Source organism: Streptococcus sp. 121, from assembly GCF_016458205.1.
GTDB lineage: Bacteria > Bacillota > Bacilli > Lactobacillales > Streptococcaceae > Streptococcus.
Genome location: NZ_JAEMED010000048.1, coordinates 1 through 14,410, shown reverse-complemented (window position 1 = coordinate 14,410; position 14,410 = coordinate 1). Strand labels below are relative to the sequence as shown.

Annotated in this window: 11 protein-coding genes; 9 read left to right on the top strand and 2 right to left on the bottom strand. The window is 43.1% G+C overall.

Annotated elements, in window-relative coordinates; translation table 11 throughout:
• The first annotated feature begins 197 nt into the window (after window positions 1-197).
• From JEQ21_RS10215 to JEQ21_RS08645, 5 genes are all read left to right on the top strand, one after another.
• Window positions 198-2,579 carry an LPXTG cell wall anchor domain-containing protein gene (locus JEQ21_RS10215; protein WP_199365082.1) on the top strand — a complete coding sequence of 794 codons (2,382 nt, stop codon included), beginning with the start codon at window positions 198-200 and terminating at the stop codon, window positions 2,577-2,579.
• 618 nt (window positions 2,580-3,197) lie between these two features.
• Window positions 3,198-4,112 (top strand): glycine--tRNA ligase subunit alpha, encoded by a 915-nt coding sequence (gene glyQ / locus JEQ21_RS08660; protein ID WP_199365081.1) that lies wholly within the window; start codon window positions 3,198-3,200, stop codon window positions 4,110-4,112.
• Between the two features lies 1 nt (window position 4,113).
• Window positions 4,114-6,138, top strand: a complete 2,025-nt coding sequence (glyS, locus tag JEQ21_RS08655; RefSeq protein WP_199365080.1) for a glycine--tRNA ligase subunit beta — start codon at window positions 4,114-4,116, stop codon at window positions 6,136-6,138.
• An 8-nt stretch (window positions 6,139-6,146) separates the two neighbouring features.
• Window positions 6,147-6,407 (top strand): DUF896 family protein, encoded by a 261-nt coding sequence (locus JEQ21_RS08650; protein WP_196091425.1) that lies wholly within the window; start codon window positions 6,147-6,149, stop codon window positions 6,405-6,407.
• Window positions 6,408-6,519: 112 nt separating this feature from the next.
• On the top strand, window positions 6,520-7,362 hold the full coding sequence (locus JEQ21_RS08645) for an aldo/keto reductase (RefSeq protein WP_199365078.1): 843 nt from the start codon (window positions 6,520-6,522) through the stop codon (window positions 7,360-7,362).
• Window positions 7,363-7,404: 42 nt separating this feature from the next.
• On the opposite strand, the gene JEQ21_RS08640 is transcribed toward JEQ21_RS08645, so the two are convergent.
• Together JEQ21_RS08640 and JEQ21_RS08635 are read right to left on the bottom strand one after the other, a co-directional pair.
• Entirely contained in the window at window positions 7,405-8,076 is a 672-nt protein-coding gene (locus JEQ21_RS08640) for a potassium channel family protein (protein ID WP_196091427.1), read from the bottom strand.
• Window positions 8,077-8,087: 11 nt separating this feature from the next.
• Window positions 8,088-9,443: a TrkH family potassium uptake protein gene (locus tag JEQ21_RS08635; RefSeq protein WP_196091428.1), complete on the bottom strand. Its 1,356-nt coding sequence runs from the start codon at window positions 9,441-9,443 to the stop codon at window positions 8,088-8,090.
• Window positions 9,444-9,573: 130 nt separating this feature from the next.
• Here JEQ21_RS08635 and rsmH point away from each other — a divergent pair, with 130 nt between their 5' ends.
• From rsmH to mraY, 4 genes are read left to right on the top strand one after another with little or no spacing between them, the layout of a single operon-like run.
• Window positions 9,574-10,521: a 16S rRNA (cytosine(1402)-N(4))-methyltransferase RsmH gene (rsmH, locus tag JEQ21_RS08630; RefSeq protein WP_199365076.1), complete on the top strand. Its 948-nt coding sequence runs from the start codon at window positions 9,574-9,576 to the stop codon at window positions 10,519-10,521.
• Window positions 10,522-10,531: 10 nt separating this feature from the next.
• Window positions 10,532-10,843, top strand: coding sequence for a cell division protein FtsL (gene ftsL, locus JEQ21_RS08625; protein WP_196091430.1), 312 nt, complete (start codon window positions 10,532-10,534; stop codon window positions 10,841-10,843).
• A complete protein-coding gene (gene pbp2x, locus JEQ21_RS08620) occupies window positions 10,840-13,107 on the top strand; it encodes a penicillin-binding protein PBP2X (protein ID WP_199365075.1) in 2,268 nt (755 codons plus the stop codon). The genes ftsL and pbp2x overlap by 4 nt, the downstream gene beginning before the upstream one ends.
• A gap of 1 nt (window position 13,108) precedes the next feature.
• Window positions 13,109-14,101, top strand: coding sequence for a phospho-N-acetylmuramoyl-pentapeptide-transferase (gene mraY / locus JEQ21_RS08615; RefSeq protein WP_199365073.1), 993 nt, complete (start codon window positions 13,109-13,111; stop codon window positions 14,099-14,101).
• Window positions 14,102-14,410 lie beyond the last annotated feature (309 nt).

The window sequence follows — 14,410 nt, the reverse complement described above, 5'->3', positions numbered from 1 at the left end:
ATAAAGGGGAAATCCTTTTTTGTCTAGTCGAACGTTTCACCCAATGGGTGAAAAGCAGAACCTTCCAGAAACCCTGTAATCAATACGGTTTCTGGAAGGTTTTTAAGTTAGGTATGAATAATTTGGGATATATATAATCAAGAGAGACGGATGATAATCCGTCATACGAATTTTACTATTGAACAAGGAGAATAATTGTGAAAAAGATATTAATATCAGGTGTAGTTGTAGCAGCTGCAGCAACGGGGTCGAGCGTAGCAGCCGATGAAGTTTCAGCTCCGAATCTAAATCAGGATAATTTAGCACAGAAATTGGATGATTGCAGTTGTCAGTCTGATACACTGATTCGTGAAAAGGAAAATATTCATGAATTGAATAATACAATCCAAATGCAAGAGTTAGTGGTTTCTGAGGAAAAAGAGAATCTTTCTACGGCTGAAAATGAACTAGCTAATAGTTTGGAACAATTAGAAAGTACTGCTAAAAAATTAGAAGAAACGACACCAGAAAAAATTTCTGCAACAAAAGATAAAGTTACAGAAATTGAAACGAAGCTAGCAAATGATCAATCTGTTGAGCTAGCAAAGAGTCAGTTGAAAGACGCAGAACAAAAAGTGCGGGAGCACCAACCAATTCTTGAAATGGCTCAAAAAGATGTTGAGTCAAAATTAGCGGAAGTTCAAGACAGTGAGGCCAAAGTTCGGTCCGCAGAAGCGGCTTTTGACTCAAAAAACATCATTACCGCTCAGCATGAAGTGAGTCAGCTAGAATCCACACTAAAGCAGAATCATCAAAATCTAGTTGAGCTCAATCAAAAAATGGAAATGCTAGAGAAAGAGAAATCGGCATTTTATGTAAATTCAAAGAAAAAAAGAGAAGAATTAGAAAAAGCTGTTAAAGAAGCTGGACCTGAGTATACAACAGAATTGGTTCAACATGTTATTGCTGAAAATAAAGTTAGTGATTCTGACGCTTATTCACAACCGAAAGATCCGTACTATATTTCGAACGGAAAGAAATTCTATGTGTCTGCCAATGAAAATGTAGAATTTGATGGTGAAGCCACAGAAGTTATTGTATTGAAAAACGCTGAAGAATATACGGTTAAAGAGATCGATTATGAGAAAGTGTCTCAATATGTTTCGGAATATCTTACAAAATTGCGAAAGATTAATGGAATCGATATTCCAGTTCCGCCAGTGACTCCAGAGGCTTTGAAATGGGCTAAAGCTCGAACGGATGAAATGGCAAGAAATAAGGAACTCAGTCATGATACTATTTTAAAACCTACAGACTTTGGACTTAACAGTGAAACAGAGAATGCGACCACAGCTCTCGGTAAAAAATCGAAACTGAGTGAAAAAGAGATAGCATACAATCAGATATTGCGCTATTTTAATGACTATAGTAATGCATTTAGTTTTGGAGCTAAATCTCCAACGGAAGCTAATATTTTTAACTATGGGCATAGAACACCGCTTTTAGGTGCTTCTGGAACTGGACTTGCCATGGTAGAAACGGGTGGATACTCGGTTCTGACATTTGTTTCTACAGATGGTAAGAATGTATACGAGATACTGCCTTCCAACTCTCAGAATACATGGTCTGTTTTTAACTTGGCCTCAGCCAAAAATGAGGACAATGATCCGTTACGATCAGAGTTTTATTTTAATGGTAAAAGAACGAAGTTCTTGCCGAAAACTACTTTTAAGTATGTATGGGAAGAAACGGTTTATCATAAGAATGAAAAGTATTCCACTGCTGTTGAAAACCTCAAACAGTTTGAGTTAGAAAGTGCCTCCGAAGATAAAAGATTACAAGAGCATACTTCGCTTTTAGCAAAGAATAAACAAGAGCTTGAAGCATCCCAAAAGGTGACTGTGAATAAATTGAATCAATCGAAAGAGCGGTTGAATGAGTTAACTAAAGGCAATCAAGAGAAGTTAAGAAATCTTGAGATTCTTCAAAAAGAACTTGAGAATAAGCAGACTGAGCTAAGTTCACTACAAGATACCCTAAAGCATGAAATGGCTATTCATGAGGAGTTGAAGGCGAACGTAATACAAGCACAAGAAGTTGTTACAAAGGCTGAAGAAGATTTGAAGAGTCTGAAGGCACAGCTTGAACAAGCGCAGACTGAATTAGATTCTTTACAAAAAGCTGGTGATGCTTACGCGAAAGCTAAAGCAAACTTTGACTTGGCTCAGAAAAAATTAACAGATGCACAAGAGAAACTAAAACAAGATTTGTTAGTGCTTGCAGCATTAAAATCTGAGTTGCAACAAAAAGAGTTGGAGTTAGCTATATGCGAATCCAAGGAGAATGCAAAATTAGAGGGCTTGGTCTACACTCCATCTAGCCGTAACAAGTCTCAACATAAATCCGTAAATATCCTTAAACCAGTTGAACAATTTGATAGCACTAAAAAGGAGACTATCGGAGATACTATTTCAAAAACTGTCAATTCTGGAGAAACTCTTCCTAACACCGGAGAGACAGGTTCCTATTTAACGATTGCTGGACTTAGTTTGATGACAACATTGGGTGTAGTATCTAGTAAAAAACGTAAAAAAGCCTAGATCCAAGATAGCGTCCTTAAAATCTTATTGACGTACCTGTATTTCTTTTGATAGAATAGTCTTCGAAAAGATTGATTATTCTTATCGACTGATACTCAAAACAGTTTGAAATCTGATAAGGCAATCTGATGAAGGTTGAACTGGAGTTCACCAAAGAAGATTAACGAAATCAGATTTTAAAATGTAAAGAGTAGAAAGCGAGTTCGGGATGGTGGAAGCCGAATAGGAGAGGAATAAGTGGCCCTTTTTACCAGTGAAAAAAGAATGAAGGCTTAATAAGCAAAAATAGGGTGGAACCGCGTTTCGACGCCCCTTGTCCGAGGACAGGGGTGTGAAATGTGGTTCTTTTTGATTAGCTGGAAATATTTGTAATGAGCTGGTATAGTCTTTTAGTTTACTTTTAGTACAAGGCAGCGAGTCGTAGACAGTACTGAAGTACGGCGAGACGAGCTAACACAGTAATAAAAGATAAACTAAAAGAGTATAATACTCAATCAAAATCAATCGTAACCTAGGAAGTGAACCGAAGATAGTACTAAGGGTACGGCGAGGTGATACTGACAAGGGGTAAAATTGATTTTGAAGAGTATTAATGGAAAAAATAGAAAGCAGGTCTATATGGCAAAGAAACTTACTTTTCAAGAAATTATTTTAACCTTGCAGCAGTTTTGGAGTGATCAAGGCTGTTTGTTGATGCAGGCCTATGACAATGAAAAAGGGGCGGGGACTATGAGTCCTTATACCTTCTTGCGGGCGATTGGGCCTGAACCATGGAATGCGGCTTATGTGGAACCTTCACGTCGTCCAGCGGATGGGCGTTACGGGGAGAACCCAAACCGCCTTTATCAACATCACCAATTCCAAGTGGTGATGAAACCAAGTCCAAGTAATATTCAAGAATTGTATTTGCAATCCTTGGAGCTTTTGGGAATTAATCCTTTGGAACATGACATTCGTTTTGTGGAGGATAACTGGGAAAATCCTTCAACAGGTTCTGCAGGTCTTGGATGGGAAGTTTGGTTGGACGGGATGGAAATCACCCAGTTCACCTACTTCCAACAAGTGGGTGGTTTGGCGACTCAACCGGTGACTGCTGAGGTTACTTATGGTTTGGAGCGTTTGGCTTCTTATATCCAGGAAGTGGATTCTGTTTATGATATTGAGTGGACAGCCGGTGTTAAGTATGGTGAGATCTTTAATCAACCTGAATTTGAGCACTCAAAATATAGTTTTGAGTTGAGCAATCAGGAGATGCTTTTGGAGAACTTTAATCAGTTTGAAGCGGAAGCGCAAGCAGCTTTGGAAGCTGATTTGGTTCACCCTGCTTACGATTATGTGTTGAAGTGTTCCCATACCTTTAACCTCTTGGATGCGCGTGGAGCGGTTTCCGTAACAGAGCGGGCTGGCTATATTGCGCGGATTCGAAATTTGGCACGAGAAGTTGCGAAGACATTTGTGGCGGAGCGCAAGCGTTTGGGCTATCCTTTGTTGGATGAAGCCAGCCGTCAAGAATTGCTAGCGGAGGAGGATTAAGATGACAAAGACAGTTTTGCTTGAACTCGGTTTAGAGGAGATGCCAGCCTATCTTGTGACACGGAGCATGGATCAATTAGGTCAGCGCGTGGCAGACTTTTTGAAAGCTCATCGTTTGGATTTTGAAAAAATTGAAACATTTTCAACACCCCGCCGTTTGGCAGTACGGGTTAAGGGCTTGGCTGACCGCCAGACGGACCTGGTCGAAGATTTCAAAGGACCAAGTAAGAAAATTGCCCTAGACGCTGACGGTCATTTTACGAAAGCCGCAGAGGGGTTTGTTCGAGGGAAAGGGTTGACAACAGACGCGATTCGCTTTGAGGAAATCAAGGGTGAAGAGTATGTCTATGTCACCAAGGAGGAAAAAGGACAGGCTGCGGAAGACATTCTTCCGAATCTAACAGAAACTTTGGAAGCCATGACTTTCCCTGTCAGCATGCATTGGGCTAACTATACCTTTGATTATATCCGTCCGGTTCATACCTTGACCCTCTTGGTGGATGATCAGTTGCTTGAGGCTCGTTTCTTGAATTTAGAATCGGACCGTACCAGTCGTGGACATCGCTTCTTGGGACAGGAAGTCAGCCTAGCGTCAGCGGATAGTTACGAAGTAGATTTGCGTCAAGCGTTTGTGATTGCAGACCCAGCAGAACGGACTCAAATGATTCTCGATCAAATCGCGGATTTGGAGCAGGCTAATGGGGTTCGGGTAGAGATTGATGCAGCCCTTTTGAATGAGGTTCTTAACTTGGTTGAATACCCAACAGCCTTTCTTGGTTCCTTTGATCCTAAATACTTAGAATTGCCGGAAGAAGTTTTGGTAACGTCTATGAAGGCGCATCAACGCTATTTTGTTGTTCGGGATCAGGATGGGAACCTTTTGCCGCACTTTGTTTCTGTTCGAAACGGGAATGCGGAGCATTTGGCCAATGTGATTAAGGGGAATGAAAAAGTATTGCTCGCTCGTTTGGAAGATGGGGAATTTTTCTGGAAAGAAGATCAGAAATTGGCCATCGAAGACCTGCTTCCTAAATTGGCCAAGGTGACCTTCCATGAGAAAATTGGAAGTCTTGCAGAACATATGGAGCGGACAGCTCACATTGCAGCCTACTTGGCCGATCAAGTTGGGTTGACGGAAGAAGAGAAGGAAGATCTCGCACGCGCAGCTCAAATCTATAAATTTGACCTCTTGACAGGTATGGTTGGCGAATTTGATGAGCTGCAAGGAATTATGGGAGAGAAATATGCCCTTCTTGCAGGTGAAAAACCAGCTGTAGCCCAAGCCATTCGGGAACACTACTTGCCAAATTCAAGTGAAGGGGCATTACCAGAAAGTCGAGTTGGAGCTGTCTTGGCTGTGGCAGATAAGATGGATACCTTGCTCTCCTTCTTTACTGCTGGATTGATTCCAAGTGGTTCCAATGACCCTTATGCCCTCCGTCGGGCGACCCAAGGGATTGTGCGGATTCTGGATGCCTTTGGTTGGGATTTGGACTTGCAGGATCTCCAAGATGCCTTCTACCAAAATCAATGGTACCAGCATAAGGACGAAGTGTTGGACTTCTTTAACGCTCGTATTGAAAAAATGATGGATGCCTCTATCAATAAGGATATTGTTCGAGCAGTTTTGGCCAATAGCCAGTTCAAGGTTTCTTCTCGTCTCTTAGCAGCCCAAGCTCTAGCGCAAGCAGCTCAAACAGAGGGCTTCAAAGCAGCTGTTGAAAACCTTTCGCGTGTCTTTAACCTAGCAGAAAAAGCCGAGGAAGTGGAAGTGGACAGCAGTCTCTTAGAGTCTGGCTCAGAGAAAGCTCTAGCGGATGCAGTGGATAACCTATCCTGGTCTGAGGATATGACCGTAAATATGCAGGAGCTCTTTGCTTTGGCTCCACTGATTGCCGCTTTCTTTGAGAACAATATGGTCATGGCAGATGATCTTGCTGTCCGTGCTAACCGCCTAGCCCTTTTGGCTCGCTTACGCCAAAAAGCTAGCCGTCTCGCCCACTTTACCTTGCTTCAAACGAAATAGGAGAAAAAATGGAAGATTCAAAAATTCAACGCATCAATGAGTTGGCCAAAAAGAAAAAAGAAGTTGGTCTAACGGAGGCGGAATTGGAAGAGCAGGCAGCTCTTCGCAAGGAATATATTCATGGCTATCGTCGCAGCCTGCAGGCCCATATTGAGGGGATTAAGCTGGTGGACGAAGATGGCAACGATGTAACGCCGGACAAATTGAAACAAATTCAAAAAGAAAAAGGCTTGCATGGCCGTCATTTGGAAGACGACGGGGAAGCCTAAGTAAAAGTAGAATGTCAGGGACCAGGATTTTCCTGGTCTCTTTCTCATATTCTTGGAAATTGGAAGTAGATTTTGCTATAGTGGATATAGGAAAAACAAAGGAGGAAATGAGATGGAAGTGTATACTCTGTCAAATGGTGTTCAGATTCCTAAGATTGGATTTGGGACATGGCAAATTCCGGAAGGGGAATTAGCTGTCCAGTCAGTTGCCTATGCCTTGGAAGCTGGTTATCGTCATATTGATACGGCTCAAATCTATGGGAATGAGGCCAGTGTTGGGCAAGCCCTCGCACAGAGCAACTTAGATCGTCAAGATATTTTTGTAACCACCAAGGTTTGGAATGACAAGATTGGGGTTGAGGACACTCGTGCTTCTCTCGAAGAATCCATGGAAAAACTTGGTTTGGACTATATTGATTTAGTTTTGATTCATTGGCCCAATCCAGCTGCGAGTCGAGAGCAGTTACCATGGCAGGAGCGGAATGCTCAAGTGTGGAAGGCGCTGGAGTCTCTTTATCGTGAAGGAAAAATCAAGGCGATTGGTGTGTCTAACTTCATGATTCATCATTTGGAAGCTTTGTTAGAGACAGCGGAAGTTGCACCTCAAGTGAATCAGGTTATGCTTGCTCCTGGAACTCCACAAAAGGACCTGGTAGCCTACTGCCAAGACAAGGGAATTCAACTAGAAGCTTATAGTCCTTTTGGAACGGGTACCTTGTTTGAAAATGAAGAGGCTGCAAAACTAGCGCGAGAAGCAGGCTTAAGCCTAGCCCAGTTAGCTTTGGCTTGGTCTTTGGATAAGGGTTTTGTTCCCCTTCCAAAATCAACCAGTCCAGAGAATATTCAGGCGAATCTAGCGATTGAAGGACTTCAAATTGACCCTCATGCAGTTGAAGTTTTAGACAAACTGCAAGGTGTTAAGGGGCAGTTGGATCCGGATCAAGTTGATTTTTAGATAAGAGAAAAGGCAGATTGGAAAATCTGCCTTTTTATCATGTTAAAGTCGGGAAATCAGAGATTCGAAGTTATCGACGAGTTCACTTTCTGTTACAGCCATCAGCAATTCTCCTTCCTTGAAGACATAGTCGGCTGAAACATGAATATTGAGGTTGGAGTCTCTTTGTTCACGAAAACCGATGATATTGAGTTTGTAGTTGCGGCGTAACTCTAGCTGGCTGAGACTTTTTCCAATCCAGCGCTGAGGCGGGTAAAACTCAATAATGGAAACATCCTTGTCCAGCTGTATAATATCTGTGGTTTCCCGATGGAGAATGTGCTTGGCCAGGGAGACTCCGGTTTCGCGTTCGGGTGAGATAACCCGATCAGCTCCAATTTTTTCCAAGACTTGACGCGTGGTTTTGCTTTTAACTTTGGCGATGACTTTTTCAACTCCAAGGTTCTTACAGTGCATGACTGCTAGTACGCTCGATTCCAAGTGTTGACCGGTTGCTACGACAACTGTGTCGCAGGTATCGATGCCTGCGGCTTGGAGGAGTTCGAAGTCGGTAAAATCTCCAACAACGCCGTGCGTTAAAATTGCTTCGTAATGGTTAATGGCTTCCTCATGATCATCAACTGCGATAATATCACAATCAAAATTACTAAGGGTATTGACAATACTGCGTCCAAAGACCCCAAGGCCCAGGACACCAATGGTAGGTCTTGCCATGGTATTCCTTTCTAACCAACCAGAAGATTGGCTTTTGCATATTTCAAAGTCGATTTACGACTTGGTGTATGGTCTGCAAATGAAATTAGAAGAGTGAGCGGACCAATTCGTCCCATAAACATCAACAGCATAATAATGGTCAAGCAAGCGTGGTTGAGGGAAGAAGTCAAGTTGGCACTTACACCGACCGTGGATAGGGCTGATACAGCCTCCATCATGACATATAAGAATCGGTGACTATCTCCATCAAAATATGAGAGGAGAGCCAGACTAGACATCAAAGCCACGAAGTAGACCATGAGTATGATGAATGACTTCTGAACAGTCTTTGGTGAAATGGTTCTTTTCCAGAAATTCACATGAGGTAACCCCAAAATTTCTGAACGCGCAAAGGCCAGTAAAACCAAAAAAGTAGTGATCTTGATACCACCAGCAGTCCCTCCGGGTGCCCCACCGATAAACATCTGATGAACTAGAACGATGATGGTCGACGGTCGCATCTGAGTAAAGTCAACGGTTGAAAAACCAGCTGTTCGAACAGTCACACTTTGGAAGAAAGCCACCAGTAGGCTATTTCCGAAATCATATTCACCAAGAATAGCCGGGTTGTTGTATTCAGTAATCAAGGTTGTAATGGTCCCAATCGCCAAGAGTAAGAGATTATAGAGGAGAACTACCTTAGTGTGAAAGCGAAGTCGTTTAAAACGGTGTTTTTCTCGCCAGTTGGTCCGTAAGTCAAACCAAACTGAGAATCCTAATCCCCCTGTAATAATCAAAAAGGAGATGGTCAGAATGACCAGAGGATCAATCTGGTATTGAATCAGACTGGATCGCCCTAAATTGTCGAAGCCGGCATTACAGAAGGCCGATACGGATAGGAAAAGCGAAGTGAAGAGCCCGTCCCAGAATCCCAGCAGAGGCACAAAGCGAAAACTCAATAAGAATGTTCCGATACCCTCAAGTAAGAAAGTAATTAGGAACACTGATTTCAAGAAAGATTTCATGGATTGGGGTTGACTATAACTCGTACTTTCCTGAATCGCCGCTCGGTTGGAGTAACTCAGCTTCTGTTGCGAACGCATGTAAAAGAGACCTATAAAACTAATAAAACCAAGACCGCCGATTTGAATCAGGATCATGGCAATGATTTGCCCCCAGATATTGTAGGTCTCTGACAAAGGAACGACAGATAGTCCCGTCACGCAGACCATGGACACAGCCATAAAGAGGTGGTCAAAATAGGTGGCCATGGAATAGGGAGTCTGCACCATAGGCAGACTGAGAGCAAGCGACCCGATAAAACTGACCAGGGCGAAGCTAATAAAAATTCGTCTGGCCGGTGGTTGCTTGGATAAAAAACGATACATAAGCTCGATCATCCTTTTGAAATGCTGTGTTTATTCTATCATATTTTTACATTCCTGTTTCAAGTGAAGTCAGATTCCAGCAAAGGTGATTTTTGAAAATGGACCGGCTTTGCGGTATAATAGTTTGGATATGAAAAAAGAATTCCATCATGTAACAGTATTATTAAGGGAGACAGTTGATTCTCTTGCAGTTAAACCCGACGGTATCTATGTGGATGCGACCTTGGGCGGGGCGGGGCATAGTGAATACTTGTTGTCACAATTAAGTGACCAAGGCCATTTGTATGCCTTCGACCAGGACCGGAATGCCATTGATCATGCTAAGGTACGTCTGGCTCCCTATGTGGAGCGTGGCATGGTAACTTTTATTGAGGATAACTTCCGAAACCTTCAGCTTGCCTTAGCTCAGCATGGAGTGACTGCTATCGATGGAATCTGTTATGATTTAGGAGTTTCTAGTCCCCAACTAGACCAGCGGGAGCGCGGTTTTTCATACAAGCAAGATGCTCCTCTCGACATGCGGATGGATCAATCGGCTTCATTGACAGCCCATCAAGTGGTCAATGATTATCCTTACGAAGATTTAGTACGTATTTTCTTTAAGTATGGGGAAGATAAATTTTCAAAACAAGTGGCGCGGAAAATCGAAAGTGCACGGAGATTAGCACCAATCGATACGACTACGCAACTAGCGGAAATTATTAAATCTGCCAAGCCGGCAAAGGAACTTAAGAAAAAAGGTCATCCGGCCAAGCAAATTTTCCAAGCTATTCGAATAGAAGTGAATGATGAATTAGGGGCTGCGGAGACCTCCCTGGAGCAGGCTTTGGAGATGATCAAACCAGGTGGACGAATATCAGTCATCACCTTCCATTCCTTGGAAGACCGACTTACTAAAGTTCTATTTAAAGAGGCTTCAACGCTAGAAGTCCCTAAAGGGATTCCACTTTTACCTGACCAATTGCAAGCAGACTATCGCTTGGTACATCGGAAGCCTATTTTGCCGTCCAAGGAAGAATTGGAAGCGAACAACCGGGCTCATTCAGCCAAGCTACGAGTCATTGAACGTGTTAAATAAGGAGCTAGCTATGCCCCAGGATAACCGGCCCGGGGGGCGCTTTCGTCGTCCCTTGAGCAGACTTGAAAAACTATTTTACGGTACCATTGTAGCGACGACGGTGATTGTCGCTATTGCAACAGTCTTTTTACAGACTCAGATTCTGCAAGTAGAGCGGGACTTGGCCACTTTAAATTCTCAAGTAGAACGTAAGCAAACGGAAATCACCGAGGCCAAGCAACAGGTCAATGAGTTGAGCCGCTATGAACGCTTCCAAAAATTGGCGGAAGAGCAAGGAATGTCTGTGAAAAACGATAATTTAGTAACGGCGGATAAACCATGAGACGACTGTGGAAGAATTGGCGTCACTCAATCTTGAGGGCGCGCAAATCGACAACGGAAAATCGGCAACGGGTTGGGAAGCAGCTCAGTGTTTTAACGGTCTTTCTGTTCTTTGTTTTTTTGATTAACTTTGCGGTTATCATTGGTACGGACACGAAGTTTGGCGTGGACTTATCAGAAGCGGCCAGACGGGTACACCAAGAAGTTCGAGTTAATCCGGCTAAAAGGGGGACCATTTATGATCGAAATGGGATTCCGATTGCGGAAGATTCTACTACCTATAATGTCTTTGCCGTGATTGATAAAGAATACACTTCAGCCAAAGGGGAGAAGTTGTATGTGGATACGGATCAGTACCAGCAGGTGGCAGATCTATTTGAGAGATATCTAGAGATGGAACCTGACTATGTACGCAAGCAGCTCAGTCAAGAGGGCTTACGGCAGGTTTCTTTTGGGAGCAAAGGGAATAATTTGTCCTATGGGACCATGACGGAGATCAAGCAGGCAGCGGAAGAAGTCGGCATTAAGGGGATTGACTTTTCAACCAGTCCTAGCCGAAGTTATCCGAATGGAAATTTTGCTTCTCAATTTATTGGACTGGCTCAGTTGACTGAACATGAAGACGGTAGCAAGACTTTGGTGGGAAATACCGGTCTGGAAGCGTCGATGAACAGTACCCTTGCTGGGATAGACGGAGTGACTACCTATGAGAAAAACCGTACCGGAAGCATTATTCCAGGAACAGAAAAGGTTGAAAGTAAGCGTGTGGATGGACAAGATGTTTATACTACTTTGTCAGCCAACCTTCAGACTTACCTGGAAACTCGGATGGATGCCTTTCAAGAACGAACCAAAGGAAAGTGGTCTACTGCAACGTTGATTTCGGCTAAAACGGGTGAGATTCTGGCGACGACTCAGAGACCAACCTTTAATCCGGATACCAAGGAAGGTTTGGATGATGAAAACTTCACTTGGTCCTCCTCTCTTTATCAGAGCAACTACGAGCCAGGGTCAACTATGAAGGTCATGACCTTGGCGGCAGCTATAGACGACAACAACTTCCCAGCTAATGAACTTTTCGACAATACGGAGTTGAAGGTCATTGATGCCACGATTCGGGACTGGTCGGTTAATAATGGAACCTCTACTGGTCAGGTTATGAGCTTTGCCCAAGGTTTTGCATACTCCTCTAACGTCGGGATGGTCCAGTTGGAGCAGAAGATGGGAGATGACAAGTGGTTGGATTATTTGTCCCGTTTCCGTTTCGGAGTCCCTACTCGTTTTGGAATGGGGAATGAATCCTCTGGCCTCTTACCAGCGGATAATGTTGTTTCGATTGCCATGTCCTCCTTTGGACAGGGGATTTCTGTGACCCAGGTGCAATTGCTTCGCGCTTTTTCAGCCATTGCCAATGACGGGGTCATGTTGGAACCGAAATTTATTTCTGCCATTTATGATGAAAATAAAGATGCAGCCCGAAAGGGATCAGTAGAAATTATGGGGAATCCGGTATCACAAAAGGCTGCTAGTCAGACTCGGGACTATATGGTAACAGTTGGGAGCGATCCCTTTTATGGAACCTTGTATGATCGCTATTCTTCGGACTTGAGTTTGCAAGGACCCATTATTCAGGCTGGTGGTCAGAATATCGCGGTGAAATCAGGTACGGCCGAAATTGCTAAAGAGGATGGAACGGGGTACCTTGAGGGGACCTATATGAACTCGGTAGTGGCCATGTCCTCTGCTGAAGACCCTGACTTTATCATGTACGTGGCCACAGCGGAACCCGAGACTTTTGACCCATTGATGTGGCGGGATATTGTTAATCCGGTCTTAGAAGAAGCGATAGCCATGAAAGATACACTAAATCTGACAGATACGAGCCCGGTATTGGATCAAATCACTAAGGAATTTACCTACGAGATGCCAGATACTACGGATGTGACACCAGGGAATCTAGCGGATACCCTCCGGCAGAATGTAGTGCAACCGATTATTTTAGGGACAGGAACGTCTATTCGTAAGCTATCTGCCATTACAGGAAACAAGCTTAAGGCTAATCAACAAGTCTTGATTTTAACCAATAGTTTTGAAGAAGTTCCTGATTTCTATGGGTGGAGTCCAGAGATGATTCAACAATTCGGGGAATGGATGGGCATCGAGATGGATATTCGTGGTTCAGGTAACCATGTGGTTCGTCAAAATGTAGATCCAAACACACAATTGAAAAAAGTCAAAAAAATTAGAGTGACCTTGGGAGAATAATATGAATACCGAACTCTTTGTCAGTATGATTTCTTTTTTACTGACGGTTCTATTGATGCCAGTCTTCATTCGAACCTATAACAAGGCCAAGATTTCTGGTCAACAAATGCATGAAGATGTTAAACAACATCAGGCCAAAGCGGGGACACCTACGATGGGGGGGATTGTTTTTCTTCTAGTAGGCAGTCTCGTAGCCTTTCTTAGCTTGATTTGGTCTGATAATTGGACAGCCAATGCTGGGATGGTTTTGCTAATCCTGGTTTTATATGGCTTAGTTGGTTTTTTGGATGACTTCTTGAAAGTTTTTCGCCGGATTAATGAAGGGTTGAATCCACGTCAGAAGCTACTCTTGCAATTGATAGGTGGGGTTTTGTTTTTCTTCTTTGCAGACAATCATATGGGGACCTTGAATCTCTTCGGGTATCCATTGCCTTTAGGGATATTATACCTACCTTTTGTTCTCTTCTGGTTGGTTGGATTTTCCAATGCAGTCAATTTGACCGATGGGATTGACGGTTTATCGAGTATCTCGGTGGTAATCTCGATTTCTGCCTATGGTGTGATTGCCTACATGCAACAACAATGGGATATCCTCTTGATTATTGCTTCGATGATTGGTGGTCTTCTTGGATTCTTCCTCTTTAACCGCAAGCCGGCTAAAGTCTTTATGGGGGATGTCGGTAGTCTAGCCCTTGGTGGTATGCTGGCGGCGATTTCTATGGCCCTGCATCAGGAGTGGACCCTTTTATTGATTGGCTTGGTCTATGTCATTGAAACGGCATCTGTAATGTTGCAGGTGGCTTACTTTAAGTATACTCGTAGAAAATATGGGGAAGGGCGTCGTATTTTCCGCATGACTCCTTTCCATCACCACCTAGAGTTAGGTGGCCTTTCTGGTCATGGGCTAGCATGGTCTGAATGGAAGGTTGACTTCTTCCTATGGGGACTGGGGCTCTTAACTTCGCTTTTAGCACTAGCTATTCTTTACTTGTAATGAAAAAGATTCTTCCAGAACTGGTTTAGGTCTAGTTTACGGAGAATCTTTTTTTGATATTTTTGGGAACATACGTGTGGAATTGATTAATTTTCCAGCCCAATTTTTACGTGGTGTTCCTTTTTTGTGAACAAGTCTAGCTGTAATGGATTTTTCCAGCCTTTTTCCTTTTTCCAATGTGGTATAATCCCGAGTTTATCACTTTGTGTTGTAAGCAATCCAGCTCAACCGCTTGATAGAACTGGATTTTTTCAACATTTTTTGCACAAAACACTTGTTGTATATGGTTGTGTATGATATAATAGAAAT